The sequence below is a fragment of the Testudinibacter sp. P80/BLE/0925 genome, from assembly GCF_053570785.1.
This window is the reverse complement of sequence record NZ_CM131636.1, coordinates 2,529,349-2,553,462: the sequence shown is the minus strand read 5'-3', so window position 1 is coordinate 2,553,462 and position 24,114 is coordinate 2,529,349. Positions and strand designations below refer to the sequence as shown.

Genomic DNA, 24,114 nt, shown 5'->3' with positions numbered 1-24,114 from the left:
TTATTCCTCCGGTGTATAAACTTCAGTTCCTTGGCTGATTAAAACAAAGCTGTGCATCATTTCCCCATATAACAGCGGCACTGGTCGTCCTTGCGGGGTTAAATTTTTAATGCCCGAAAATGAGGTATTGGTTTTTTTCTCGCTTTCCGATAGCTTCATATCCATGCTGGGGGTTTTGGTCAGCATTTGCGAAACCCCGCCCAACATCATTGAAGCACCCATCATGAATGCGGCGGTTGCCATGCCGTATCCGGTTGCGCCGAGATATGCCCAGCCCGCAGCACCGCCAGCCCACCATGAGGCGGCAATCAAAATTGCACCGACAATAATTTGAAACATACCGCCGTTTTTCGCACCTGCCAGCACCGGCATAATGTTGATCACGGTATGCTTGCCAATTTTCTCGTGTACCCCTTTGCCAACATCTCGGTTGTCAAGATAACGATTACCGATCCGCACTTTGTACAAACCGTTGTTTAAATGCCGTTTCAGCCCTTGAATTTGATAGCACAGTCCGCGAATCGCTTCGGCGGTGCTTTCTACCGCTAATTCGAACTGGCTGCCAAATCGTTGTAAATCGCCGTGAAGTTTGACGGTTGCCATTGTGAATGCCTCCAAATACTGTGCGTGCTGCGTTGCCAATATCCCCCATAAATATCGCGCTTGGATAAGCGGTTCGGGGTATGGTGCAACATTTGTTGATTGCCGAGATAAATTGCCGCATGATTGGCGACAGGGGAAGAAATCTGCATAAGGATCACATCGCCCGGTTGCGGCTCGCTAACACAGGTAAATCCGTGTTTAGCCATGTTGTCGAGATACAAATCTTGTTCTTCCCGATACCATTCTTCATCGTAAGTAAATTCAGGAAAATCAAACCCTGCGAGCATATAGGCATCACGAAACAAGCTGTAGCAGTCTGCCGTGCCGTGCGCAAATTCTCGTCCGATCAAGTGCGGTACATGGCGGAATTGGTGAATTTTTTCATCACAGACTAGCCACCAGTCCAAGCCTGACCGCACTTGCATTTGTCGATCCGCTTCGGATAAAAATGGCAATCCGTCGGGGTGCGAATGCACCAGCGCAACAATTCCGTCCGCTAATTGCGCTTTCAGCCAATCGTCCGGGTGAATTTCAAAATAGCGTTCCGGCTCAGCGGCAATATTGTCGCAAGCAATAAATCGCTGTTGCGCCCCCTCAAAAACAACAAAACCGCAGATTTCTTGCGGTTCGTAGCTTTTGGCATAAGCGATGATGTGTTGTTCGAGTGTCATCTGAATATCCTAAAATTTATTCACTGACGGAAAGCCGCCAAAGGGTAATATGCCATTACCAAAGCGGAATCGGCAGCCGGTTAAACAGTGCGAGCAACGGTCTTTTTTTGGATCGTTGGTCGGTTGATCGAATTCATCGGCAACCGCGCCGCCAGTGTAACCGCACTCCGGACTACGGTATTGGAAAGCGCAGACATCTGCGGTGATCATGCGTAGCGGAATCCGTGCCTTATCGGTTTCCGCCGGGCTTGCCAGTTCGAAAGTGCCGACATCATTATCCAATTGTGATAGCCGTTCGATCAGATAATGACTGATTGCACCCTCATTGGTGTCGGCGTAGGGGTTTTTACCACTGGCAAAATTAACCGCATCAATGTATTTCGCCAGCACCAGCACCCGCTTTACTCGTGCGCCGACGGCTTGGGAATAACGCTCAGAAATGGCGGTAACCAAACCGTTTAAATTGGCAATCGATAGGGTAGGACGGTTGCTTGGTCCTTGACTGCTAGATTCAAATCCCGACGCATGAATTGGAAATGCGGTATAGCGGTTGCCGGCAAAAACAACATCGGCATTCACGCCATTTAAGCCGTTGTGAAAACGGTAAATATCGCCGTAACTGCCGTCTCTGTCTTTGATAGCGCGCAGATCAATCTCCCACAGCTCAAGCAACGCATCTTGGGTGAGCTTGCTCAATTCCACCTTAAATTTTGTGCTAATCGGTCTCATCGGGTCTCCTTAATTTCGCAACTAAATTCGGTATGCGTGCGCCCCATTTTTGCCGACCACTTGCTACAAATCACTTTGACCTGTTTTCCGCTGTATGGATCTTGCCAAAGAAAAGGCAAATAGCCCCCATGACGCATAAAAAAAGCGTCCACATCAAGACGCTTTTCATTCCGCACTTTAAAGGTTGCCGGGTATTTCCTTAGTAGATTGTTAATCCCTTTTGGGCGGCGTTGAACGTAGCCGTCATTAAACTGCACTTCGTTTACCGCCGGTTCATTGTCCACCGTCATGCCCGGTAAAGGGCAATAGTTAAATACTTCCACGCAGCATACCTCCCGCTCGACTTTGTTCATTCAGCACTTCAAGCACTTTGCTTTTTATCATGCGCCCCAATTCCGCACCCATTTTGCCGCTGGCTTGTACATCGGCATTCTGACCGCTTTCCGTGACGTTTACCGTAATCTCAACATGGTTTTCGTTGTTGCTTGCGCTTTGCGCACGATAATTCATACTCGGCACTTTCGGCACGGCAACGCCACCACCATTGGCAAAACCACGGCCACCGGCATAATTCAAAAAGTCTAAATACTCCCGACCAATGCGGCTTGTTGCTTCTTTTGTCAAGACGTATTCGCCTTTGTGGACGATACCTGCCGGGGTTAGACGATTGCCGTGTCCTGTGTAGCCGCCGCCGTCAAAACCGACTAAACCTCCACCATCAAATCCCAATGCGGCACCCAATGATGTTCCACCTAAAGCGGACTTCAGTGCATTGAAAATCATCATCTTGATAATCATGCCAGTGATGTCTTTGATAATAGACTGTGCTAAGCCGCGAAAATCCGCTTTACCCGTCAGCACAAAATCCGTCAGCGCGTCCGACATACCACCGAGGGCATTTTGCGTGATGTTGGCAACGTTGCCCATGACATCTTCTGTCGCTTTGCCGAAGTCGTGCATTGCTACCGTCACCCCGTTGAGCGGGTCGCTTTTATCCGCCTGATCTTTCCACAGTTGCCAATTTGCTTCTGATTTCACCTCGTCGGCTTGGTCTTTGGTTAAATGCCCCGACTTCTCAAGTGCGGTCACATCTTCCATGATTTTTTTGTAGCGTTGCTGTGCCGCGATGGCTTGATTGTATTGCCCCGCTAGTTCTAACCGCTCTTGGATATAGCGTTGCTCAATCTGCAACCGTGCCGCCGCCGCTTCCGCCTCGCTGATTACCCCATTTTTCCGAAATTCATCAATCTTTTGCGACAGACGCAACTCATTCAATTCAATCGTTTTCATCGCCGATGCATTCGAGCGTTGAATTTCATCATGGAAGCTATCCCAATCCGTTTTCCAATCTTCAAGGGATTTTTCTTTTTTGCCGGATTTGGTCGGCTTATTGCCTTGCCGAGTTGCCAACATCTTTTCATATGCCGCTGCCATACCGTCAATATCGTACTGGCTTAAACCGTCTTTTTCCGCACGCTTTTCTAAGCCTGCACGGTAGTCTTCCACTTGGTATTTGATCCGTTCTTTATCAGTTTTCGCACCAGCGATCTTAGCTTGACGCTGTAGCCGTTCAATTTCCTGCTGCGCATTGTCGCTATACACTTGGTTTTTGGCTTGGTTCATTTGCTCCAAACCTAAAGCCGCTTGCACCGCCGCACTTGCCAATTGCAAGGTTGTTCCCATTAAGGCTTTCAAATTCGGATTAAGGGTCAGCACATGGCTATTCACATCGAGCAACTCATTGGCAAATTTCTGCATATCCGGATCAAGCTGCTGCAAAATAACGCCGCTGTCTTTCAATGCCGCATTTAACTCATCTTTGATTTTATCAGCTTGAATGCCAGCCAACTGTGCCAATTTCTCTTGGGAAGCCGCTACCTTATCCTGCGCCTCTTTCACCGCCAGCAACAGCCGCGCCTCTTCTTGCCGCGCGGTTACCATCTCTTTGTCAGATTTGTTGTAGGTATAAGATGGACCACCAAAACTATCATAGGTGGTAATGCTACTTTCTTTCGCGGCTTGTTTAGCGCGCTCATATTGTTGGGTTAATTTTTCCAATGCTGCGGACTGTGCCGCGATTGCGGCAGACAGCAACGTCACATTCGCCTCGACCTGCGCCGCGGTCATGCTTTTCAATGCGCTTTCACTGACATCAAGGGCTTCAGCATATTCTAACTGCGCACGCTTGGCTTCATCGGTAGAATCACCAAGTAGCATATAAAGCCCTGCTAAGGCGGTTACACCCGTCAGCATTATTCCGATAGGGTTGGTTAAAAATGCGACTTTGAGCATTTTTAATTCGTTACGAACACCAACTGATAAGGCTTGAAAAAGTTTGGTTGCTGTTCCCGCTTTGATCATGCCCGCAGAATAAGCACTTTGTGCTACAGCATTTTCAGCATAGGCAATTTTTAACCCTTTTTTGGTTGCTATCATTTTTTGTTCAGCGGCACTTTGTAGTTGCGTCAGTGTCGTTTCTTTTTGAGTTAGCAACGCTAATTCCGCGCTTAAGAGCTTACGCTCAGAATAAGATGCCGCGCCTTGAATTTGCACCGCAAGTTTTTCACGCTCAACGACAATTTGTTGGCGTGTCGTTTGCATACTGCTGATTTCGGCTTTCGCTAAGTCATATTCTGACCGCACTTTGGAATAATTCGCTTGCGTAGTTTGTGCCAATGCGGTTGCTTTTTGCTGTTCAAGTACAACTTGTTGTTGAGCCAACATTTTTTGATTTTGATTATCTGCAAGTGTAGAAATTTTTGAGCGTAGCGCGATATAGCCTGCGATTGCCGCAAAACCAGCGGCAGCTTTTGTTGCCTGATCAAAATTATTGGCAACAATATTAATTCCTTTAGCTAAAGTACTCGTACTGAGAGTGCCAGTATTGAGTTCGCCGATCCATTGGGTGGTGGCGGTTTTCAGATTTTCGAATGCGGCTGATACCGTTAATACACGCGTTGAAAATTGCTGATCTACACTGGCTTTGGCTTTTTCCAACGCTGGAATAAGCACGTCCATTGTCAGCTTGCCGTCATTTGCCATTTGGCGAAGTTCACCTATGGTAACACCTAAGCCTCTAGCGATAGCTTGCGCTAATCCCGGTGTTTGCTCCATGACGGAGTTAAATTCTTGTCCACGAAAAACACCAGAGGCTAAAGATTGCCCGAATTGCATTAATGCCGCTTGCGCCGATGCCGCACTTGCCCCTGAAATCGCCACGGCTTTTGAGACGGTTTCTGTTAAGCTGGCAACTTGCGCTTGACTAATCCCAAGTTGCTGCGCATTTTGTGCAAAGCGTTGATAAACTTGTGCAGTTCCATCAACACTTTGATTGGTGCGCAGTGAGACATCAAATACCGTTTGCATTGCACGCGCACTTTCTACTGAATTTGAAGTAACCAATTTCATTCGGTTGCCGATTTCGGTATAAGCGTCGGCATGTTGAATAACTGATTTGCCTAGACCTACAGCCTTTCCGCCTAAAAAGCCTTTAGTAGCCCAACCACTAGCCTTCTCTAAATTTTTCAGGCTTTTTTCAACATTTTTGAACGCCTTATCTGTACTTTTTACAAATTTTTGCGTTTGGTATTCTGCTTTATCTAACCCTTTTTGAAAGGCAACACTATCTAGTCCAATCCAGATATTTAATCCACCTAATGCCCCAGCCATGTATTTCTCCCATAAAAAAAAGCCCGCCGAAGCGAGCTTAGTAACCTTGTATGTTTTGAATCATTTATTCTTACTGTGTTGATATTTTTGGTATTTGTTTAAATAAAAAATAATCAAAGGTCCAAATAAAACCGCAAGAATTAATAATCTTTCATTTGTAGTTCTTGATAAAAAGAAGTCGCTTAAAAAAATAAAAGCAAAGATTGGAATAAACACCAATGCCGCAGCATCAATCATTCGATCAACAAGCCAACGAAACATAACCACCTCCCTCATTATCAACTACTCAATATATAACACAATTTCGCCGATTTTTCAATTAAATAGCCCTTTAATTGCCGTTGTTGTCACGGTTTTTATCAAGTCAAACGAGAGATCGACACCTTTTGTTTTGATCGTACTTTTAACCGAGTTCCAAATGCTGTCATTTCGGATTTTGTCTAGAAACGCGTGTCCTTGCCACATTAGAGAAAGGGCAACGTAATCTTCGCCACCAGCATCGGACAGGTCATCAATTAAAATCAACCCAGCATCATTTAATCGTCCAACTTTTTGGGGGCAGATCACTGTCGGGTGCGGTTTTCCGCTTTTATAGAAGGTATGTCAACTATTCATTTATCAAATTGAAAAAATCACTTTCGGACAGGATCATTATATTATGACCTTTAGTTATTAGTTCTTGAGCTTTTATTTCTTTATTGCTTAATTCTTTGCCTCTTAGTTTATCTTTATCTTGAATACCGATAACGAGCATAGTCACTTTTTTTGATACACCATCTACGACATTACACCCTACTATAGCCGCTTTCTCTGCGGCTTCACGTCTTGGAATTGATAATTCTCCTGTAAATACAACTGTTTCTCCAAATAAAATACCATCAGGATTGCCTATTCTACTGATTATAGCCTTTTCTATATCCATCGGTTTTTTGATGCGAGAAAGCCAAAAAGATAAATCCTGCTCGCTATCACATATTGCTCTATTTAAAATTTCCCCTGCAATAATTGCATCATCAAGAGCGTTGTGATGATTTTCTAATCTTATATTTAAATATTTAGCAACTTTGGCAAGTCCATATCCTTTTTCTGAGAATTTATTATTCCATGAACGCCGAACAACGCGCATAATATCAAGCCACTCATTATCTATTTCCGGAAATAACCTTGTTAGCGATACTCTGTCAAAGGCACCATATGAGCAGATCACATACTTACTAAATAATGAAAGTATTTGGTCTTTAACTTGTATAATCGTAGGCGCATTTTTTACTTGTGAGGGGGTTATTCCATGTATACATATATTCATAGGATCAAAATAGTCACACGGATTAATCAACGAATCCCAAGTTTTTACCAGCGCACCATTATGATAAATAGCGATTCCAATTTGGCATATAGAAGTTAAATTGGGGTTCGCAGTTTCAATGTCAACGACAACAAATTTATCCATTTTTCTGCCTAATATTTCGCACAATTTTCTATTGGGTATAAAACATCACCTAAAGCAAATGTTGTTTGCGTACCATTATAAAATAAGATATTGCTGCCTTTATATGCTTTCTTTATATCCAAAATAAATCTGACAACATTTACATTAGGAGTAGAACTTAATCGAATATCATTTTCTCTTTTTTCTTCATGATAACCTAAATGATGTAGCCAAAATGGTTTAATACATTGAAAATATTCATCAACAGTTTTTGTGGTTATTAGGTCAAGTGTTGGTTTTTCTTGTAATAATTTATCCTTTTTCATTCCTTGACTGCCTATACATGCAGTAAGGAATGCGCTTAGTAAAATGGTGGTCAATACCTTTTTCATTTTTGCTCCTTGTTATCAAAATGTAGAGCAACATTATCATAATTTTCTGACAATTAAAGTGAGCCGGATCAAATTTATAGCCCGGTTATTCGGGCTATCTATTCGCCAAAAACTCTTCGCTGCCATCGTCGTCATCGTCCGCCACCGCACTTTTATCCGTAAAGAACGGCATAAAGTTGGTGAGTTTCGGTGATGATTTTTTCGGATCTGAATTGACGGCTGCCAGTAAATAGGCGATTTGTGCTGTTCTGAAATCGTCACGCCACAGCCCGAACGGTTGCTCTTGATAAAATTGCTGATATTCACGCAAGTGCGGTTCGGGCATGGTTTCGATTTCTTGTAGCGTTTTGCCTAACGCCAACGATAGGGTTAGTTGGAATCGTCGGCGTTCGGTGAGTTTTTTTCCGGTTCTTCCGTTGCCAAGACCTTATTGATTGCGTCAAGCACTGAGCCGTCGAGGGTCAAAATCTGATCTAAGTCGTCTTGGCTATCGGCATTGAACAGGTTTTTGCCGTTTTCGTCACATAAACGTGTGGCAATGTTGCGTGCGAGGGTGTACGGATCGTACACGTTGCGTAGCTGCATGGTCAGCACCAGCTCGTCTTCCATGTTCAGCTCAATGCTTTGTTCTTGGGCGAGTTTAAGCAACGCAGCACGCTGTCCGTACAGCGCTTTATTGGTTTCACCGACATTAAGTTCACGGATAAAAAACGTTTTGCCGTGAATTTCAACGGGAGTTAATTTAGGTTTGATTGCAAATAAATCTTGGCGGTTGCCATTTTGTTGTGTCATAACGATGTCCTTTTAGTCAAAAATAAGCCCCACCGAAGCAGGGCATAAAAGTGCGGTTCGGCTTACGCCACCGGCAGCAAGTAATCGCGTTTTGATTTTTTAATCGTGATACCGGATTCGAATTTGCCTTTGACTTCACCGGAGGCATTAGCACCGGTTTGAATGAAGCCTGTGCCGTAGATAGAGCCTTGTTCTTTGCGCAGTACCATTTTGTACGGGAACGTTTCTTTGCCGTAGAATTTCTTACGGAGATCCGCTTGCATTGTCGTGGCAGGCGCGTAGAAAAAGGTCAGTTTGACCGAACCGAATTCGATGTCGCCCGGTTCGGTTTCCGTGCCTTCTGAACACATGGTGGTAACGTCTTCTTCGGTTAAGGTGTCACCGTCAATTTCAATATTTTTGATGGCACAGAAATTTGATGACCAATCTACTTTAGCCGCTTTGGCATTGGTGAATACCGTTGGTTTGTCGAAGTTCGACCAATCCACTTCGTCGGCAAAGGTGATTTTGGTGGTGGTAGCCGATTTAACAGGGTAGTAACCGTCAAGGCTGCCTAAGCCTGTGATTCGGATTAAGTCGCCTTTAGCAAAGGTACCGTCTGCAATGGTGATTGTAGCGACATCGGTTACTTCACACGCGGTAATCGTTTTTTCACTGTTTTGTACAATACCTTTGCCCAAGTAAAATTTTGTTCCCTGAAACGGGGTGGTTTGTGTTGTCATAAGTTTAGCCCTCATATGCTATGGTGTATAAAATTAATCGCCGGTGCAATTTGGTGTCCGGCTCGTAATCGCTGTGATCGTTAATGCGTTCCGCAAATTCAAACGCGTTTTCTAATGCCAGAAAGACCGGTTTGCGCAAGTTAAAAACATCGTCCGAATGGCGGCTATAAATATCGATCTGTACCTGAAAATCGTCTAAATCACCGTCTTCCAGTGCGGAATTAGGCGAAATCAGTGGAAACTGATACACGATAACCGGGTACTCGGTATTGGTTTCCGGCACGACCTCATAAAAACAACGCCCCGACACCAAAGGCGACAGGGCGGAGTAGAGTTTTTCTTGGATCATTGATTGCCTTCCTTGAGAATTTCGGTGCGTAAGGTGTCAATAATGGCTTTTGCCGCCTGTTGTTTGCTTTGCTCAAAAGCTGGGCGCATAAAGGGTTTTGCCGGCATTTTTGATGTGCCGAATTCCAAAAAACGCCAGTAAAACGGATCTTTCGGATTAAATGCACCGCTTCTGCCTGTTTTGCCCTTGAATTTGAGGATTTGCTTGGTAGAAAGCCCTTTCACCCAAACATAGGTGTTGGTTTTGCCGTTTCTGCCGATTTTGGTGCGGCTAGAAATGGCTTTTTTTACTGTACCTGCTTTTCTGTGCGGTACGTTTTCTGTTAAGACTGGTGCATTGGCGCGCGCTTTGTCGCGCACAATAGCACCGCCTTTTCGCATGGCTTTAACGGCGATGCGATTACTGGCTTTTCTACCAAGTTCCCCCATTGCTTTTTGCAATTCTTTTAGCCCGCTGACTTTAACCGTGACGCTGCCCATTGATTCGCTCCTTGCACATCAGTTGCAGTGCAGTATTCCGCTCGTTATGGTTGATTGCCGAAACCACCTCAAAAGTGCGGTCACCCCATTTCACCCGCATGGTCGGCTGAATATCCGGACGATAACGCAACCAGATTTGGGTGGTAATTTCCGACTGCACTTGTTCTGCTGCAAAGTATTCTCGCCCTGATAGTGGTTTGATTTCTGCCCAAACGGTTGCGACATCTTCCCAATCAGTGATCGCGCTACCGTAGCTGTTTAGTGTGCTGATTTGCTGCTGTAAGGTTATACGGTGTCGGAGTTTGCCGATTTGCACGCTACACCCCCATAATTCGGTATGGTTGGAGCAGTCGCCATGCCCCGTCCTCGATCTCTTTGCTGACAGCGCCATTACCGATGACCGCACTTTCACGGTGTTCGTACCAATGCGCCACCAGCATTAACATGGCGTGGCGTAAGGCGTGGTTGATCACCATTCCGTCCGGATCGTTTTCAGGTGCTTCAGCTTGATATAGCTTGCGGTTGAGTTGCGCTTCCAGATAATCCTGTGCCGCATTGGCATAACCGATTAACAGATTGTCTTCTTCATCGTGATCAATACGACAATGCAGTTTAATGTGTTCCAACGTAATTAACATATCGCTCCCGCCTCAAAAAAATGCCCTCCGAAGAGGGCAGGGAGATTAGCCGCCGACTGCTGCTTTCGCCGCCAATGTGCCTTTGATAAAGGCTTCCGGGCGGTAAACTGCTAACGCTAGGCGTTCTTCACACAAGATGGTGACTAAGTTTTTGATGAAGTCGTCTTCATTTTCGGTGGATACCGCAATTGCGGACGCTTGGCGATCAAAAATCTGTGCGCCTAAGTTGAATGCACCTGTCAGGAATTGTCCGGCTGTCATTGCTTGGGTTTGTACAACAGAAAGCCCCCACAGTGTCGGTTGCGCCAAACTTTGCGGATTGCCGATGATGTGGCGACCTTGTCCGTCTTTTTGCAATTCAATTTTCGCCCAATCAATCGGATTCAAAATAAAGCCGTTTGGTGGGTATTCCGCAATGATTGCTTGCAATAATGCAAGGCGAAGCTGATCGATAATGGTGTATTCGGTCAGTTTTGCCGGATCAGCAAAGGTTGTCGCTTGCGTTAAAATTCCGTTTAGCTCGCCATTGCTGCCGGTGCCGTTCAGCAATTGTTTTTCTTCGAACAGTTTTAAGCCAAAGAATAGCCGTCCACTGATATAGCTTTGCAGCATATCGGCATCGTCTAAGATTTGGCGTGATGCTTTCATAAAATGGGCAATGGTTTTCACGCCGACGGTTTCTTCTCCGAATTTCAGATCCGATTGCGCCTTTTTGTCGCCCTCTTTTTTCTGATAGCCGGCGCTGTTGGTAAAGCCGGTTTCTTTGATGTAGGTGATTGAGTTGCTACTGGTTGTCCCTTTCGCCAAGAGGTCGCGAATGGTTAAGCGCATATCCGGCGGCGCAATAATGCCCGGTAAGCGTTGTTCCGGCACTAACGCACCGGCTGAACCGGCGGCATCGGCGGTGGCACTGGTGATAGTCGCTTTTATGTCCAAGCGAGCGGAGCGCCCTGAGCGTGGATCTTGCGCAAAGGCTTTGAATTGTTCCGATTCAACCAGTTGTTGCCCTAATGATTTGCCGGATTGAGTATCGCTTGCGCCACGACGTGCCAATTTTTGTTCGGCTTCATCTAAGCGGCTTTTGACATCGCCCATTGAAGATAAGGCTTCGTCCACTTGTTCTTTCAAGGAATCGAGGCTTTTTTCACCTTTCCCCATGCGCCCTTGCAATTCTTCGCCCATGGCTTTTACGCCGTCAGTGGCTTTTTTCAGCTCGGTGGCAAGCTGTTCTAAATTTTGTTCTGGCATACGTTATTCTCCCGTATTAATTGATTTTAAAATGGTAAGTGCGGTATCAACTTCTGTTTTTTCAGGCTCGCCCCGAAGGAGTTTGCGCAAACCATGCCCCGCGATAGCTGTAGCTTGCATTTTGGAAAAGCCTGCCTCACGCAGGAATTTTTCAAATTCGGATAGGGTCGGCAGTTCACCGTGTAAAAGTGCGGTTTTAACATTGGAAACCGTGCTTTCCACGTTTGCCGGATAGGTGACGACCGAGACTTCTTTCAGATCTACATCTAAGATTTCTAGCACATCGTCCTTTTCGTCATAGGTCCATTTATTCAGGCGATAGCCGATAGATAAGCCGTCAATTGCTCCCGCTTTGAGTAGCGCATGGACTTCTTTCGCTCGGGCTACATCATTAATTAATAATTTCCCTTCACCGTATAAGCCGTGATCGTCTTCTTTGAGTGATGTCCAAACCCCAATCGGCTGATTGCGGTCATGATTCCAAAGCACCGGCGGCATTTTGCCTTTTCCCGCCCAGTCCAACAGGGTTTGAGCAAATGCGCCTTTGCGTACGATGTCGCCGTAGCTATCTTTCAGGTCAAATACATTACAATAGCCCGAAAAAAAACCGTCATCTTGGACGGCTTCGGCTTTGAATTGTAGATCTTTAGTTTTGAGTGTCATTTTCCACCCCGATTTTTTCAATAGATGTAAGGTTCAGTTGTACGGTCAGCGTGTCGCCGCCATCAACCGGTGGTAAATTTTCCAGTTTGCGCACTTCGTTACGGCTCATGACACCGTTTTGCAGCATTTGTGCGTAGAAGTTTGCGCGTCCGGCACTATCTGCCCGTAGTAACCCTTCAACGCTGAACAAAGGGTAGAATTCCTTACGCTCGCTCGGCTGGAACAGTTTACGGCTAATCGTTTGTTCAATCCGTTTCAGGGTTGGTTGCAACGAATACGTTAAGAAACCCAGATTGGTTTGTTCCAAGCTCGAAGCCCACGATGAGGCTTTATCGGTGCGGTAAATCAGTTGCGGTGGCACGGAAAACGCTCGACAGATTTCTTCGATGCCAAAGAAGCGGCTTTCGAGTAGTTGTGCGTCTAGTGGGTTGATCCAACTGCCTGCTGAATTGGCAGGCTCCATTTCAGCTTCAAGCACCATCCATTTTCCTGCATTTTCCGGGGCGCTGAATGTGGCTAAATTTTGCCGCATTCGACTGCGCTGTTCGTCGGTCAATACTCGGCTACCGGTCTTGATAAAGCCACCGGCTTTCAGGTTATTTTTAAACGCGGAGGAAGCGGCTTTATTGGCATCAACTTGTGCGCCGATACATTGTGCTTGGTACTGAATCGGCGACAAGCCGATAAGTCCGTCAAGAGTGAAGCCGCGAAAATGCAGAATATCACTTTCAAGATATTCACCGCCGTCACTGTTATTCTTGTCATAGAGATAAATAATTTCGCCGTTGCGCCCCCGTTTGACACGCATACATTGCGAATCTAATACATCAAGAGAAACAATTTTGCCCGAAGTGCGGTTGATCAAGCTGTAAGCATTACCCCATAGGTCGAGGCTGGCACTTTGCGCTTCCCAAAATTCACTGGCGCACATATCGGCATTCGGTGAATCGTGGATAATCCGGTAAAGCGGGTGTTCGTTTGCCTGTTCGCGATTACTATTGCGTAAATGGAGTGGCAAAGAGGCAATGGTTTGGCTGCGCAGTTTGACACACGCCCAAACCGCCGAGAGTTTAAGTGCGGTTTCGGCATTGACAATATTGCCGGATTCGGTGGTTTGGCTGATGTGTGGGGTGGCTATATCGCCTTTATCCAGTCGTTTAGCACCGCCAAACCATCGACCGTAAAAGCGTGACCACCAGCCGCTGTCGTTTAATGTTGTCATGCTATGATGATGTCCTCTAAGTATTTGTCAATGTCTTGTGGTTGCACCGCTGTTTCTGCGATACCGAGTGCCATGGCTAATGCGACGATACCGTCGATTCGCCCTGTTGCTTTGTGTTTTTCAAATTTGCGGTTGCCTGCCGGATCTTGCGCAATAACCGCATTCGCCGCACACATGGTTAAAACCGGATTCATTCCGTGCCGTAAACGGGCATTGAGCAGATCGCTTTCCAAGCGATCTATTGCCGGTGACATATCTTTGAACCCTTGTCCGAATGGGACTAAGGGGAGGATTAACTCGAGTTGATCCAATTCCTTTTTGAGTACGTCAATTCGCCAGCGGTCAAAGGCAATGGCTTGAATATCAAAATCACTGATGATTTCGGCAATGTCTTTGGCCACATGGGCATAATCGACGGTTGCGCCCGGTGTAGTGCGGATAAACCCTTGTTTGACCCAAACATCGTATGGTGCGCGGTCTTTGGTTGCGCGCTCTTTCAAACCGATTTCCGGTGTCCAGAAATAGGAATACACGTTAATTGTGCCGTTTGGATTCTGTGCAACCAAGATAAGTGCGGTCAAGTCGGTGCGAGCCGATAAATCCAGTGCGCCATAGACGATTAAGCCGTCCGGTGTTTCTGCCACTAAGCCGCTTTCTTTCCAGGTGTCGGCACTGACAAAGGTTGAAACCGTACTGACCCGTTGATTCAGGTTCAGATTGCGAAACGTATTTTCAAATGCCGGCATCCGTTTGGCTTTATCCGCCAGTTTTGCGATGTCTTCCTCGCTGCGGAAAACCCCTAAAGCTGGGTTTGCCTGTTTCCATGCGGAGGGATCGGTAATTTTTAAGTCTTTATCTGCCGTGTACACATGGCAAACGGTATGTGGATCATGATTGTTTTGCGCATCATCTATCCAAATTGAGAGTAAATCTGCATCGTTTGCCGCCTGTGTGCTGATTGTCAGTAAGAGCGGGTGTTCATGCGCCCCTTGTGCCGTGGTGATTGCGTCCACGAATGCCGATTGGCTGCCTTGTACTTGCCCGACTTCGTCAAGAATTGCCAACACGGGCGATAAACCCTGTGCGGTTTTGCCGTCGGCGGCAAGGGCCTTGTATTCCACATTCATCAACAGACCAATCAGGCGTTTGCCAGACGGGATAATTCGAGCAATATCCTGCAACTCCGGATTAAGGTTGATCATCTTTACGGCGAGATTGAATACCAATGCTGCTTGTTCACGACTCAATGCGCCGCTGACAATTTGTGAGTTTTGAATCGCTACCGGACCGACAAGGTGTGCCAGTAATAAGCAGGCAATAAGCGCGGTCTTGCCGTTTTTTCTGCCAATAGAGAGCATGCCATGGTTAGTGCCAACCGGATTATCATAAACTTCCATGATAAATCGTTTCTGAAAGGGGAGTAGGCGTATCGGTTTTCCGACTAATTTGCCCTCCGGCACTAGACAATATTTCTCAATGAAGGCGATTACTTTTTCAGCTCTAGTCATATTAATTTATTCTTGCCAGTAGTCCGTCGTCATCTTCAATGAATTTTCGGGTGTCGCTGTACAGTTTGTTTTTCTTGATTTGGTCTCGGCTTTCGCCATTAGTTGCTCGGCTGTGGATCTGTAATGCTCGGCACATCGATAATGCGCGCGAGTTCAGATCCTCAATGATTTTGTGTAGCGGGTGCAGCTTTGGTTCGCCATTTGCGGCAATAAAATAACGCCCGACTTTTTCCACTTCTTTCTGTCGTTTATCAATTTCGACATACAGCTTAGATAGGTTCATCGCTTGGATCAGGTCATTGGGTGTCCAAGAGTCACCGGCACGGCTGTTGATAATTTGATTCCAATACTGTAATTCGACTTTACTGAGTTTTTCAGGCGGTAATATTTGGGTTTGTGCAGCTTTTGCCGCCATGACCTGAGCGGCGGCACTATCACTTCTTAATTTTCGTCCACTCATAAATAAAACCTATTAATACTCTAATTTTCAATGGAAAAACTGGATTAGCGATAAAAGTGTGTTCCATGGGCGGTTGTTCAGGCGAAAGTGCTGAACTTTTTACCCACCCTCCCCCTATTTGATATTCATTATCAATTATGGAAAGGGTGTTCAGGGTCGAGTGGAAAACCGTTTACATCACAACCAATTTCGTTAATATTTTTTGATTCTGCTCGTTGCTTTGAGCTATCATGATGAACCTTACATAATGACTGCAAGTTGTTAGGATTAAAGAATAAATTTAAATCACCTTTATGCGCTGTAATGTGGTCTACAACTGTCGCCGGTGTTATTTTGCCGTCACGCTGACAGTAAACGCAAAGAGGTTCTTTGGCTAGGTGATCTAAGCGTAGCTGTTTCCATGACTTACGATAGTACAGATGATGCCAATCACTCCGACTTTTCACGCTGAACCGCCTCCGTATAATCAATTATGCCTTGCAGCCGTCCTGCACAAATCCGCAAGTCACGCTTAAGCAACACCGCATACTCAGTGATGGCGGTGTAGGTGTTACCGTGTAGCATTGGCTCAGGGCAGGGGATTAGCAGTGACGGCGGTGGGGTGATCATGTGTGTCTCAATCTTAATTACCGCTTCACTTGCGCAACTGCTCAAGCACAGCAGCAGGGGCGTGAGTATCGCCACATACATTGCCCTTGAGCAACTCGCGAATCGTTTTAACTTGATCATCGGCTTGCTCCCTTTTTTCCTGTTCGTGTGCCAGTTGTTGTTTGGTAATATCTGCTTGGATTGCCAGCGTATCATTCAAGCGTTTTAATTCAGCGTTGCGTTCGGCAACCGTGATACGCAGTGCATCAATCGTGTGTGATTGTTTCTCGATTTGAATTTTGTTTTCATATTGCAGCCACAGTAGCCCAACCACGAAAATTACTGCAAAAACTTTGGCTGCCTTATCAACATTGGCACAACACGCTTTGAGGAAAGAGAGTAATATCGCATTCATGGGTACGCCCTCCACGTCAATTCAAAGTGCGGTCCGTCGTAAAAGCGTTCGTCATCAGATCGCCCATTTTCGTTCCAGTCTCCACCCCAACGAATTGACACACCCAATTCTTTTGCCGCTTCGAACATCACTGCTGCTAAGTCATTAAAGGCTTGTTTATTATTCCAATCCACCGGCAATGGCACCAAGTCCACCGCATGACCGGTCAAGTGTCGGGAGCGCATCGTTTTGCTGTTGCCAGCGGTGAAGAGTTGCTTTTGCCGTTGAATAGAACGCTTGCCCTCAATCACCGCGAAATCAACAGGGGATTTTTTTAGTGCAAGACGGACGACTTTGACTAAATCAGGGTGAACTCCTTGCAACCGAATTTCACTGGTTGTGCCAAATTTAAAATTAGTCATGGTTTACTCCTGTTCTTGCTGAAAAGAAACGCCAAAACGCATTCAATGCGATACTGCCCATGTAGCCTGACAGCCCGGCACCGATCCATGTCATGTTCTGATCTAAACCACTGGAAACACAAACTAAGCCACCGATAAAACCGGCAAAGGCAGAGACGAGAATTTGTGAAAGAAATTCCCAAATATTCCAACGTGTTTTGTTGTACTGTCTATCGGTTAAATATTTGGCGACACCGCCAAAGCCGGAAATCAACAAAATCGGAATCCAGCTTAGAAAGGAATCTAAGTTGTTCGGGTCACGGCTTGGCATGGGGAAATCCTTTTCTATAGGCAATAAAAAACCCCGACTGGAAAACCAATCAGGGTTATGGAAATCTATATTTGGTATTATCGAGTTGCGCTTACCGCAAGATATAGCAAAATACTAGTAGACTGGACGACCACTGTCAATACTTATTTTTTCGCGATTGGCTCAAAATTCCCCCGATATAGGCTTCTGCACCGTTGAAAACCTGCAGTGTGTAAGATTTGGATTTTTGGATTGAGCGCATAATCCGATTAATCGAGATTTTGTCGATATAGTAGGCATTTATCATTGCGTGTCCCAACGTATCATATTTTTTTAAACAGGATACCGCACTTTCCACCTCCAAGCCTTTTTCGTCCGAACAGAGTAACCGATGATCCGGCTCGCTTGCCGCCCCTTGCAATCCAAGTGCTTTGCTTGGGTATTCTGTTCCGTATTTTCGGCAGTGAGCCCAATTGCCCCACGCCGTTAAAGTATCTTTCACTTCATCTTTGGTCATCGCCTTTTCTCCCGTTCCATCTTGTCCCACTGGTGGGACACACTTAACATACTAATTTTATTAAGAAAATCGCTTCTTTGTCCCACTAACTGAGTGTCCCCGTAGTTTTTATAAACTCTATAGAGAAAAATAAGTACTGCGTTACCACTACTGCGCTGCTAAATTTTTATCTTTATAACTTTATTTTTAGTAGGACAGTGGGACAAATACTAAAATTTAAAAATAACATATTGATTTAAATTAAATTTTTTATGTCCCACTTGATTTTTTACAGTGGGACAAAATTTTTCTAATATCTTGTTTTTACAAGACTTTATTTGTCCCACTACTTTTTATTTTTCAAATTCAAGTGGACAAATATCTGCAATCTTCAGCAGCTCTTGTTTTATGTATTCTTTAGATAATTTCACTTCTTTTGATAACAACCAAGGTCGTACGCGTCTATCTCCGACCCGAAAACGAGTGTAAGGTGTTGCATACTGTTGAAGCAGTTTTCTCACCTGATACTCGTCGATTTCGCTATCAAAATCATTGCCGCCTTTAAGATACGCAACGACCTGAGGCATTGTCATCGCTAACGCCGGCGGATCTGACATAAACTCGGTAAAGGCACGTTCTGTATCATTCATATTGAATTCAATCATATTGCGGCGTGCCGGCGTATCGAATGAATGTGTCCATTGGTAATCGCTCAAGTCGATTTGCATTAAGTAAGAATAGACTTCGGCGATGAATTGCCGGTTATCAAGCAAGCGATATAAGCGGTCATAATAGGCTTTGTCTTTCGCCTGCTCAGGACCGGCAAACACGTTGATCCGACGGTCTTCCTGTTTGATTACTAAGGCATCGGTATGATTTGTCATAAAGAAAAAGTTGGTGTAAACCGGTTGTGTGCGCTTCGCACCATACTTGATATTGACCTCAAGATAGTTCTCCGTCAGCGTATCCCGCACTTTATCGCTGATTGCAAAGCGTTCACTGCGCTCTTTGACTTCCTCGACACTACAGAGTAATGATTGGTGCAGATAGCCGTTAAATTGCCCATCGACTAAATCCGCCATTTTGCATTTTTTACAGTTCCAATGCCCAAGCAGTTTTTGCAGCAGTTCGACGACCCAGCCACGCCCCGTGCCGTGTGCAATTGCCACCAGCATATTCGTGACCTTATTGCGGCGTTCAGGGTGTTTGCGCAGTGACGCCATCCATTGAATAAAATGGTTACGTTCTTTGATATTGGGGATCAGATATTCCAAATGCGCCAAAAAGTGCGGTAAAAACTCGCGTGTCTCAACGGTGTCGATTTGCGGCAAATAGAATTCGTTATGTAGCCAGTTCTTGTTTTCGTCCATAATCAACCGAGGTTGCCCTGGCAAATAGACCGACCCAATTGCCGATTTACGGTCTTTGTGTTCCAACCACGCTTTATGGATTGGCTCTTGCACTTGCTGTTTACCTTTCAGTACCGTTCGGGTAACATTAGCCGTGTAGTTTTTGAACTCGCTGAGTTTGAATTTGTATGAATGCGGGGTGCTATCGAGGTCGCAAACACGGTCGTTCTCCGCCATATACAGATAGCGTTTGCAGAAATAGGCGACCTTATCGGCAATTTCCTCGTTCTCTTTGACATCCTCGAAATCATTATCCCGAAAGCCAATCGCATTTAAGAAATCGCCGTCGTTACGGTGTGCGCAGTGTGCATGTTGGCATTTGAAATGACCTCGCTCAAAACCACCGGTATCGGCAGGAAAATAGGCGGTAGAGGTGTCGTTGCCCTCACTGGTATGCTCATGTTCAAACGGGCATTTAATAAAGCGTTCGCCGCGGTTGCCGATACCGAATACCGTCCAATGCTGATCTAAATATTTAGTCACTTCATCAACCGAAGTGCGGTCACCGTGCGATAAATCCCGATTTTTAGAGAGCGCACTGGCTTGAGTATTTTTCAGCGGCAATGTCATTTCCAATGCCGCCCACAGGTTTTCAAAGGCTTCGGCGCTCACCACCGGAATCTCAGTTGGTAACCCATTTTCCCACTCGTAGCGCACGCCGCTGGTGTGAGTACCGACGGCAACAAAGTGCTGTCCTTTGCCTAAAAACTCGATTATCTCGTCATTTTCAAGACGCATAACCCGCTTAGTCATCGGTTCGCCTTCTACGGCAAACAAATACAAGCATTTATTCGCATTGGAACGGAAGCGTCTCGGCGGTGTTAAGCCTAAGACTTGCAATAGTGAATTGCTAATCATTTGAAGTGAATCGTCATCTTCAAGATCGCAATCGAGGGCATAGATATAACTACTGCGTACTTTATCTGAAAGTACTGCGTCATCAGCACTTTTTTCATCTACGCAGTACCCTGTGCCAACTACTGCGTAGGTTGTTTTTTGACCTGTTACGCAGTACTTTTTACTGTTTTCTGCCTCTTGACGCAGTACTTTGCGAGTAGTAACGCAGTACTCTGATTTTCCTAAGCGGATACATATTCCTAAACGTGAGTCTTTTTTCCACGCTTCGATACTCGATTTTTCCACTTTTCGATTCGGCCAGCTGTCTAACCCTGCGATAAAACCGTTATTATTGACAATAGACGGCAATTTCCCCGCACGTTTGATCCGACTGCGGGGGGAGATTTTAACATTTGGATCGGAAACGACAGGCAGTAAATCTGCCGCTAAGTTCAGCGCATTCGCAAAGTGATCCCATTGTTGGGCGGTTGCCCCATAAATTATTGGCATAAATCACCCCTTTCTTGCGGTTCTGCGTTTTTTATTGCGCAAAACTGACCAATTCACATCAGGGCGCAGGTCTTCACACTTGATTTCCCCTTTTGTTAATAGCTCAATATCAGGACAACGTTCCGCAGGGATTTTATTATTTCGGACCCACATATTTACTGCCCAAGGGGAGATATTAAAGTATCTGGCGACTTTAGATGGTCCGCCCAACGAGAAGATAGCTTTTCCGGTTGCAGTCATTTCACAACTCCTTACTAATTTAAAGCAACTTAAAATCAAATATAAAACAAATTCAAAATTACCACTTGAGCAAGTTAAATGCAAATTTATTTGCAAAAAATGCGGACTGCGATAGAATAAAGGCATAAATAGCAAAGGGAGGTAGGATGATGAGTAAAGACACGATTACAACCCGTTTAGTGAACTTGATGAATGAAAAAGGCTTAACGATAAAGGAGTTAAGCCAAGGTACCGGAATGAGCTACGAAATGGCACGGCGGTACTATAAAGGGTTAAGTGATTTAAAAGGGGATGCGCGAGCTAAAGTGGCAAAATGGCTTGGGGTTAGCGCAGCCTATTTACAGTTCGGCGAAGATAACGAAGATACCCGGCGTTGGCTCGGGGTAATAGACGATTTTGAAGATTTGGATACCGGAAAAGAAATCGAATCGAATGTTGGTGAAATTGGTGGCTTTGACTTATGGGATCGTCATACGCCATTGAATGAAGACGAGGTTGCCGTGCCTTTCTACAAAGATATTCGGCTTGCCGCCGGCAATGGCTTTGCGGACGATATTGCCGATTATAATGGCTTCAAATTGCGTTTTTCCAAAGCAACATTGCGCCGTGCCGGTGTACAGTACAATCAGGCGGTATGCTTAACCGCAAAAGGCAACAGTATGGAGCCTGTGCTACCAGATGGCACAACAGTTGGTGTTAATCTTGGTTGTAAAGAGATCAAAGACGGCAAGATGTATGCCATTAATCACGGTGAGCTTTTGCGGATAAAATTATTACAGCGTTTGCCGAATAATCAAGTGCGAATTCGCAGCTACAACACTGCAGAATATGACGATGAAGAGGCGGACTTACAAGATGTCACTATTCTTGGCCAAGTGTTTTGGTGGTCATTTTTAGATTCTTAAGCGTGTAAAATCCAATCTAACCGCTCAATCGAGCGGTTTTTTAACGTCTAAAATTCAATAATTCGCCCAATCATCAAAAAAATTCAAAATTTTTTCCGTATTAAAACAATAGAATACAACTCATTTACAAATATATTTGCAAATTTATCACAAATATATTTGCAAATAAAATACAAATGTATTAGTATTATTCCCAACAAAGCCAAACTGGCTACCGTTCTTTAACATTACTGGTTAACCCCCTATAGCGTGAAAGCGTTCGCATTGTGTGCGAGGGGGGCTGAGGCAAACACAAAATAATGAGATCAGCGTTCCGGCAACGGAATCGCCTATTCAGCTAGGCGTGTTGTGGTTAATAAGCAATCTGATCTCACCTATTACAAATAGGCATTGTATCAGTGGTTATTTTTAATGGAGAACGCAGTATGACAACATTAGTCTGTCCAGTGGTGTGCGAAACGGTTTACGTGGACCGCACTTCGGAAAAATTAATCGGAAAAGCCGGTAGATTGCAGCGTATGTTTGCAAAAAGCCGTGAACAACAAAATGCGAAACGCAACAGGGAGCACCAAGTGCGGATTGCGGTATTATGTGAAACCCTGCCTCAGCGATCAAAACCGGTAACCGTGTGTCATAAGTTGCACACACATAGCAATAACAATTTCAATACGATCCATGCTAAGCAAAAAATCCAACGGCAATGCCGGGAATTAATTTAGTAATTCAACCCACTATAGCCCACCTCGCGTGGGCTTTTTTATACCTGAAATTTATGAAAGAGCCTGAATTCTGGGTTTTAGCAACCCTGCATTTTACTTTACTTGTCCTGATTTTCATCATGTTATAGGAGAACCTCATGTTAGAACAAGCCTTACAAGCAAACACAGAAGCCATTAATCGTCTATGCAGTCTGTTCGCCGATTTTATGGCAACCGAAGCAGTTACCGTCGAAGCGACAGCGGCTACATCAGAAAATACACCGCCGTCAAATCCTCTGGCAGACGACACTTCTCTCGCACAAACCGAAACAAAAGCAGCAGAACCTGCGGTCAATAACGAAACCTTGCGCAAACAATGCCAAGCGCTGACACTGAATTTGGTGTCTGTTGATCGCGCCGGACTGGTGGAAATCTTTAGCGGTTTCAAGGCGAAAGGGGTATCCACCGTTGCGGATAACGATTTATCGCTATTGCTTGAACAACTGCAGCTTTTAGCCGAAAAAGCGGGGGTGAACGATGCCGAGTGAACACGCATTGTTATCACCGAGTGGTGCGCACCGCTGGTTGCGGTGTAACGGCTCGTTGCTATTGGAAGCAGAAAGCGAAGACAAAAGCTCGCCCGATGCGGATTTAGGTACAACAGCACACGCCCTTGCCGAATTCTGTTTGCGTAATCAGGTGAATTGCGCGCCGGCGTACCTGGGCAATAAACCGGCAGGACCGGACTATCCCGCCGTCGATGAAGAAATGCTGGAATATGTGCCGAAATACATTCATGCCGTACGCGATTATGCCACCAACGGCGAATTGCTTATCGAAATCCGAGTGGACTTTTCACACTATATCGGACAGCCCGATTCTTTCGGAACGGTGGACGCATTGATTTTGAATGGCGATGAAATCCAAATTCACGATCTGAAATATGGAAAAGGCGTGAAAGTCGATGCCGAAGGCAATGAACAGTTACAGCTTTACGCCTTGGGCGCATACGATATTTATCAGTTCGTACATGATATTCGTCAAGTGCGGTTATGTGTCCATCAAGTGCGGTTAAATTCGGTGTCGGAGTGGGTGCTGACCATTGAGGAACTACTTGCCTTTGCTGAACGTGCAAAAGCACAGGCAGCGAATGCGGTGCGTTTGCTAAACGGTGGCGAAGTGCAAGAGGGCGATTTTGCTCCGCAAGAAAAAGCCTGCAAATTTTGCAAGGCAAAAGCGAAATGCCACGCCCTTGCCCAACACGTTGTCAATACCGTTGCTGACGATTTTGTCGATTTGGATAAACCGACCAATTTTGAGGCTGCGATGGAGAGAGTGGCAAACTGTGACAATCGGCATATCGCCCACCTATTGCCGGAACTGGATTTAATCGAAAGTTTCTGCAAAGCGGTGCGCATACGGGCGACTGCCGAATTGATGAATGGCAACGACGTACCGGGCTACAAATTGGTTGCGGGTAAAAAAGGCGCGCGTAGCTGGACGGACGAAACCGAAGCAGAAGCGAAGTTGAAATCGTTACGCTTGAAAGTGGACGAAATGTACAACAAAAAGCTGATCAGCCCAACCCAGGCAGAAAAGCTGCTCAAAACCACCCCAAATAAATGGGACAAAATCCAAGACTTCATTATCCAAAAAGACGGCTCACCATCGGTTGTGCCGCTTTCTGATAAAAGACCCGCCATTGTCATCAGCAATGATGATTTTGAAGATTTAACTTAACCCAATCCATAA

The 24,114-nt window shown here is 45.4% G+C and carries 33 protein-coding genes; 4 read left to right on the top strand and 29 right to left on the bottom strand.

Annotated features, from left to right (window positions below):
• From ACWA5Z_RS12380 to ACWA5Z_RS12240, 29 genes are all read right to left on the bottom strand, one after another.
• The gene (locus tag ACWA5Z_RS12380) at positions 1-603 is read right to left on the bottom strand and encodes a tail assembly protein (protein WP_431052821.1); all 603 of its coding nucleotides are present in this window, start codon (positions 601-603) and stop codon (positions 1-3) included.
• Entirely contained in the window at positions 546-1,274 is a 729-nt protein-coding gene (locus ACWA5Z_RS12375) for a C40 family peptidase (protein ID WP_431052819.1), read from the bottom strand. Before ACWA5Z_RS12375 ends, ACWA5Z_RS12380 begins: the two co-directional genes overlap by 58 nt.
• 9 nt (positions 1,275-1,283) lie before the next feature.
• Complete coding sequence (locus tag ACWA5Z_RS12370) at positions 1,284-2,003, bottom strand: phage minor tail protein L (protein WP_431052817.1); 720 nt, start codon at positions 2,001-2,003, stop codon at positions 1,284-1,286.
• Positions 2,000-2,326, bottom strand: coding sequence for a phage tail protein (locus tag ACWA5Z_RS12365; protein WP_431052815.1), 327 nt, complete (start codon positions 2,324-2,326; stop codon positions 2,000-2,002). The genes ACWA5Z_RS12370 and ACWA5Z_RS12365 overlap by 4 nt, the downstream gene beginning before the upstream one ends.
• Positions 2,313-5,672 (bottom strand): phage tail tape measure protein, encoded by a 3,360-nt coding sequence (locus ACWA5Z_RS12360; protein WP_431052813.1) that lies wholly within the window; start codon positions 5,670-5,672, stop codon positions 2,313-2,315. The genes ACWA5Z_RS12365 and ACWA5Z_RS12360 overlap by 14 nt, the downstream gene beginning before the upstream one ends.
• 60 nt (positions 5,673-5,732) lie before the next feature.
• On the bottom strand, positions 5,733-5,933 hold the full coding sequence (locus ACWA5Z_RS12355; protein ID WP_431052811.1) for a hypothetical protein: 201 nt from the start codon (positions 5,931-5,933) through the stop codon (positions 5,733-5,735).
• A 54-nt stretch (positions 5,934-5,987) separates the two neighbouring features.
• Positions 5,988-6,239, bottom strand: a complete 252-nt coding sequence (locus ACWA5Z_RS12350; protein WP_431052809.1) for a DUF2513 domain-containing protein — start codon at positions 6,237-6,239, stop codon at positions 5,988-5,990.
• A gap of 40 nt (positions 6,240-6,279) precedes the next feature.
• The gene (locus ACWA5Z_RS12345; protein ID WP_431052807.1) at positions 6,280-7,122 is read right to left on the bottom strand and encodes an exonuclease domain-containing protein; all 843 of its coding nucleotides are present in this window, start codon (positions 7,120-7,122) and stop codon (positions 6,280-6,282) included.
• A gap of 8 nt (positions 7,123-7,130) precedes the next feature.
• Positions 7,131-7,493 carry a hypothetical protein gene (locus tag ACWA5Z_RS12340; protein WP_431052805.1) on the bottom strand — a complete coding sequence of 121 codons (363 nt, stop codon included), beginning with the start codon at positions 7,491-7,493 and terminating at the stop codon, positions 7,131-7,133.
• A 94-nt stretch (positions 7,494-7,587) separates the two neighbouring features.
• A complete protein-coding gene (locus ACWA5Z_RS12335) occupies positions 7,588-7,854 on the bottom strand; it encodes a phage tail assembly protein T (RefSeq protein WP_431052803.1) in 267 nt (88 codons plus the stop codon).
• Between the two features lie 8 nt (positions 7,855-7,862).
• Positions 7,863-8,285 (bottom strand): hypothetical protein, encoded by a 423-nt coding sequence (locus ACWA5Z_RS12330; protein WP_431052801.1) that lies wholly within the window; start codon positions 8,283-8,285, stop codon positions 7,863-7,865.
• A 62-nt stretch (positions 8,286-8,347) separates the two neighbouring features.
• The gene (locus ACWA5Z_RS12325; RefSeq protein ID WP_431052799.1) at positions 8,348-9,007 is read right to left on the bottom strand and encodes a hypothetical protein; all 660 of its coding nucleotides are present in this window, start codon (positions 9,005-9,007) and stop codon (positions 8,348-8,350) included.
• Between the two features lie 4 nt (positions 9,008-9,011).
• The gene (locus ACWA5Z_RS12320) at positions 9,012-9,356 is read right to left on the bottom strand and encodes a DUF3168 domain-containing protein (protein ID WP_431052797.1); all 345 of its coding nucleotides are present in this window, start codon (positions 9,354-9,356) and stop codon (positions 9,012-9,014) included.
• Entirely contained in the window at positions 9,353-9,835 is a 483-nt protein-coding gene (locus ACWA5Z_RS12315; protein ID WP_431052795.1) for an HK97-gp10 family putative phage morphogenesis protein, read from the bottom strand. The genes ACWA5Z_RS12320 and ACWA5Z_RS12315 overlap by 4 nt, the downstream gene beginning before the upstream one ends.
• Positions 9,816-10,151 (bottom strand): phage head closure protein, encoded by a 336-nt coding sequence (locus tag ACWA5Z_RS12310; RefSeq protein ID WP_431052793.1) that lies wholly within the window; start codon positions 10,149-10,151, stop codon positions 9,816-9,818. The genes ACWA5Z_RS12315 and ACWA5Z_RS12310 overlap by 20 nt, the downstream gene beginning before the upstream one ends.
• A 1-nt stretch (position 10,152) precedes the next feature.
• Entirely contained in the window at positions 10,153-10,473 is a 321-nt protein-coding gene (locus ACWA5Z_RS12305) for a head-tail connector protein (RefSeq protein WP_431052791.1), read from the bottom strand.
• 45 nt (positions 10,474-10,518) lie between these two features.
• Entirely contained in the window at positions 10,519-11,721 is a 1,203-nt protein-coding gene (locus tag ACWA5Z_RS12300; protein ID WP_431052789.1) for a phage major capsid protein, read from the bottom strand.
• A 3-nt stretch (positions 11,722-11,724) separates the two neighbouring features.
• Positions 11,725-12,384 carry an HK97 family phage prohead protease gene (locus ACWA5Z_RS12295; protein ID WP_431052787.1) on the bottom strand — a complete coding sequence of 220 codons (660 nt, stop codon included), beginning with the start codon at positions 12,382-12,384 and terminating at the stop codon, positions 11,725-11,727.
• Complete coding sequence (locus tag ACWA5Z_RS12290) at positions 12,368-13,606, bottom strand: phage portal protein (protein ID WP_431052785.1); 1,239 nt, start codon at positions 13,604-13,606, stop codon at positions 12,368-12,370. Before ACWA5Z_RS12290 ends, ACWA5Z_RS12295 begins: the two co-directional genes overlap by 17 nt.
• Positions 13,603-15,003 carry a terminase large subunit gene (locus tag ACWA5Z_RS12285; protein WP_431052783.1) on the bottom strand — a complete coding sequence of 467 codons (1,401 nt, stop codon included), beginning with the start codon at positions 15,001-15,003 and terminating at the stop codon, positions 13,603-13,605. The genes ACWA5Z_RS12290 and ACWA5Z_RS12285 overlap by 4 nt, the downstream gene beginning before the upstream one ends.
• Positions 15,004-15,115: 112 nt before the next feature.
• Positions 15,116-15,574 (bottom strand): hypothetical protein, encoded by a 459-nt coding sequence (locus tag ACWA5Z_RS12280; RefSeq protein ID WP_431052781.1) that lies wholly within the window; start codon positions 15,572-15,574, stop codon positions 15,116-15,118.
• A 131-nt stretch (positions 15,575-15,705) separates the two neighbouring features.
• Positions 15,706-16,020 (bottom strand): HNH endonuclease, encoded by a 315-nt coding sequence (locus ACWA5Z_RS12275; RefSeq protein ID WP_431052779.1) that lies wholly within the window; start codon positions 16,018-16,020, stop codon positions 15,706-15,708.
• Entirely contained in the window at positions 16,004-16,183 is a 180-nt protein-coding gene (gene lysC / locus ACWA5Z_RS12270) for an Rz1-like lysis system protein LysC (protein WP_431052777.1), read from the bottom strand. Before lysC ends, ACWA5Z_RS12275 begins: the two co-directional genes overlap by 17 nt.
• 25 nt (positions 16,184-16,208) lie before the next feature.
• The gene (locus ACWA5Z_RS12265) at positions 16,209-16,577 is read right to left on the bottom strand and encodes a hypothetical protein (protein WP_431052775.1); all 369 of its coding nucleotides are present in this window, start codon (positions 16,575-16,577) and stop codon (positions 16,209-16,211) included.
• Entirely contained in the window at positions 16,574-16,978 is a 405-nt protein-coding gene (locus ACWA5Z_RS12260) for a M15 family metallopeptidase (protein WP_431052773.1), read from the bottom strand. Before ACWA5Z_RS12260 ends, ACWA5Z_RS12265 begins: the two co-directional genes overlap by 4 nt.
• Positions 16,971-17,288: a phage holin family protein gene (locus ACWA5Z_RS12255; protein ID WP_431052771.1), complete on the bottom strand. Its 318-nt coding sequence runs from the start codon at positions 17,286-17,288 to the stop codon at positions 16,971-16,973. The genes ACWA5Z_RS12260 and ACWA5Z_RS12255 overlap by 8 nt, the downstream gene beginning before the upstream one ends.
• A gap of 136 nt (positions 17,289-17,424) precedes the next feature.
• Positions 17,425-17,784 carry an antiterminator Q family protein gene (locus ACWA5Z_RS12250; protein WP_431052769.1) on the bottom strand — a complete coding sequence of 120 codons (360 nt, stop codon included), beginning with the start codon at positions 17,782-17,784 and terminating at the stop codon, positions 17,425-17,427.
• 332 nt (positions 17,785-18,116) lie between these two features.
• Positions 18,117-20,519 carry a DUF5906 domain-containing protein gene (locus ACWA5Z_RS12245; RefSeq protein ID WP_431052767.1) on the bottom strand — a complete coding sequence of 801 codons (2,403 nt, stop codon included), beginning with the start codon at positions 20,517-20,519 and terminating at the stop codon, positions 18,117-18,119.
• 3 nt (positions 20,520-20,522) lie between these two features.
• Positions 20,523-20,759, bottom strand: coding sequence for a Cro/CI family transcriptional regulator (locus ACWA5Z_RS12240; protein WP_431052765.1), 237 nt, complete (start codon positions 20,757-20,759; stop codon positions 20,523-20,525).
• 149 nt (positions 20,760-20,908) lie between these two features.
• On the opposite strand from ACWA5Z_RS12240, the gene ACWA5Z_RS12235 reads away from it, so the two are divergent.
• The 4 genes from ACWA5Z_RS12235 (at position 20,909) to ACWA5Z_RS12220 (ending at position 24,102) form a co-directional block, all read left to right on the top strand.
• Complete coding sequence (locus ACWA5Z_RS12235; protein ID WP_431054354.1) at positions 20,909-21,664, top strand: XRE family transcriptional regulator; 756 nt, start codon at positions 20,909-20,911, stop codon at positions 21,662-21,664.
• A 425-nt stretch (positions 21,665-22,089) separates the two neighbouring features.
• Positions 22,090-22,383, top strand: coding sequence for a hypothetical protein (locus tag ACWA5Z_RS12230; RefSeq protein WP_431052763.1), 294 nt, complete (start codon positions 22,090-22,092; stop codon positions 22,381-22,383).
• Between the two features lie 137 nt (positions 22,384-22,520).
• Positions 22,521-22,910, top strand: a complete 390-nt coding sequence (locus ACWA5Z_RS12225; RefSeq protein ID WP_431052761.1) for a hypothetical protein — start codon at positions 22,521-22,523, stop codon at positions 22,908-22,910.
• A complete protein-coding gene (locus ACWA5Z_RS12220) occupies positions 22,900-24,102 on the top strand; it encodes a DUF2800 domain-containing protein (RefSeq protein WP_431052759.1) in 1,203 nt (400 codons plus the stop codon). Before ACWA5Z_RS12225 ends, ACWA5Z_RS12220 begins: the two co-directional genes overlap by 11 nt.
• The last annotated feature ends 12 nt before the right edge of the window (positions 24,103-24,114 follow it).

Excerpts from the sequence above, each read along its gene's own strand:
- ACWA5Z_RS12345 (WP_431052807.1), bottom strand. The coding sequence starts at position 7,122 with ATGGATAAATTTGTTGTCGTTGACATTGAAACTGCGAACCCCAATTTA.
- ACWA5Z_RS12280 (WP_431052781.1), bottom strand. The coding sequence starts at position 15,574 with ATGAGTGGACGAAAATTAAGAAGTGATAGTGCCGCCGCTCAGGTCATG.
- ACWA5Z_RS12330 (WP_431052801.1), bottom strand. The coding sequence starts at position 8,285 with ATGACACAACAAAATGGCAACCGCCAAGATTTATTTGCAATCAAACCT.
- ACWA5Z_RS12265 (WP_431052775.1), bottom strand. The coding sequence starts at position 16,577 with ATGAATGCGATATTACTCTCTTTCCTCAAAGCGTGTTGTGCCAATGTT.
- ACWA5Z_RS12220 (WP_431052759.1), top strand. The coding sequence starts at position 22,900 with ATGCCGAGTGAACACGCATTGTTATCACCGAGTGGTGCGCACCGCTGG.
- ACWA5Z_RS12225 (WP_431052761.1), top strand. The coding sequence starts at position 22,521 with ATGTTAGAACAAGCCTTACAAGCAAACACAGAAGCCATTAATCGTCTA.
- ACWA5Z_RS12285 (WP_431052783.1), bottom strand. The coding sequence starts at position 15,003 with ATGGAAGTTTATGATAATCCGGTTGGCACTAACCATGGCATGCTCTCT.
- ACWA5Z_RS12315 (WP_431052795.1), bottom strand. The coding sequence starts at position 9,835 with ATGGGCAGCGTCACGGTTAAAGTCAGCGGGCTAAAAGAATTGCAAAAA.
- ACWA5Z_RS12370 (WP_431052817.1), bottom strand. The coding sequence starts at position 2,003 with ATGAGACCGATTAGCACAAAATTTAAGGTGGAATTGAGCAAGCTCACC.
- ACWA5Z_RS12240 (WP_431052765.1), bottom strand. The coding sequence starts at position 20,759 with ATGACTGCAACCGGAAAAGCTATCTTCTCGTTGGGCGGACCATCTAAA.
- ACWA5Z_RS12355 (WP_431052811.1), bottom strand. The coding sequence starts at position 5,933 with ATGTTTCGTTGGCTTGTTGATCGAATGATTGATGCTGCGGCATTGGTG.
- ACWA5Z_RS12290 (WP_431052785.1), bottom strand. The coding sequence starts at position 13,606 with ATGACAACATTAAACGACAGCGGCTGGTGGTCACGCTTTTACGGTCGA.
- ACWA5Z_RS12305 (WP_431052791.1), bottom strand. The coding sequence starts at position 10,473 with ATGTTAATTACGTTGGAACACATTAAACTGCATTGTCGTATTGATCAC.
- ACWA5Z_RS12325 (WP_431052799.1), bottom strand. The coding sequence starts at position 9,007 with ATGACAACACAAACCACCCCGTTTCAGGGAACAAAATTTTACTTGGGC.
- ACWA5Z_RS12250 (WP_431052769.1), bottom strand. The coding sequence starts at position 17,784 with ATGACCAAAGATGAAGTGAAAGATACTTTAACGGCGTGGGGCAATTGG.
- ACWA5Z_RS12255 (WP_431052771.1), bottom strand. The coding sequence starts at position 17,288 with ATGCCAAGCCGTGACCCGAACAACTTAGATTCCTTTCTAAGCTGGATT.
- ACWA5Z_RS12235 (WP_431054354.1), top strand. The coding sequence starts at position 20,909 with ATGAGTAAAGACACGATTACAACCCGTTTAGTGAACTTGATGAATGAA.
- ACWA5Z_RS12340 (WP_431052805.1), bottom strand. The coding sequence starts at position 7,493 with ATGAAAAAGGTATTGACCACCATTTTACTAAGCGCATTCCTTACTGCA.
- ACWA5Z_RS12320 (WP_431052797.1), bottom strand. The coding sequence starts at position 9,356 with ATGATCCAAGAAAAACTCTACTCCGCCCTGTCGCCTTTGGTGTCGGGG.
- ACWA5Z_RS12245 (WP_431052767.1), bottom strand. The coding sequence starts at position 20,519 with ATGCCAATAATTTATGGGGCAACCGCCCAACAATGGGATCACTTTGCG.
- ACWA5Z_RS12380 (WP_431052821.1), bottom strand. The coding sequence starts at position 603 with ATGGCAACCGTCAAACTTCACGGCGATTTACAACGATTTGGCAGCCAG.
- ACWA5Z_RS12375 (WP_431052819.1), bottom strand. The coding sequence starts at position 1,274 with ATGACACTCGAACAACACATCATCGCTTATGCCAAAAGCTACGAACCG.
- ACWA5Z_RS12300 (WP_431052789.1), bottom strand. The coding sequence starts at position 11,721 with ATGCCAGAACAAAATTTAGAACAGCTTGCCACCGAGCTGAAAAAAGCC.
- ACWA5Z_RS12360 (WP_431052813.1), bottom strand. The coding sequence starts at position 5,672 with ATGGCTGGGGCATTAGGTGGATTAAATATCTGGATTGGACTAGATAGT.
- ACWA5Z_RS12295 (WP_431052787.1), bottom strand. The coding sequence starts at position 12,384 with ATGACACTCAAAACTAAAGATCTACAATTCAAAGCCGAAGCCGTCCAA.
- ACWA5Z_RS12230 (WP_431052763.1), top strand. The coding sequence starts at position 22,090 with ATGACAACATTAGTCTGTCCAGTGGTGTGCGAAACGGTTTACGTGGAC.
- ACWA5Z_RS12260 (WP_431052773.1), bottom strand. The coding sequence starts at position 16,978 with ATGACTAATTTTAAATTTGGCACAACCAGTGAAATTCGGTTGCAAGGA.
- lysC (WP_431052777.1), bottom strand. The coding sequence starts at position 16,183 with ATGATCACCCCACCGCCGTCACTGCTAATCCCCTGCCCTGAGCCAATG.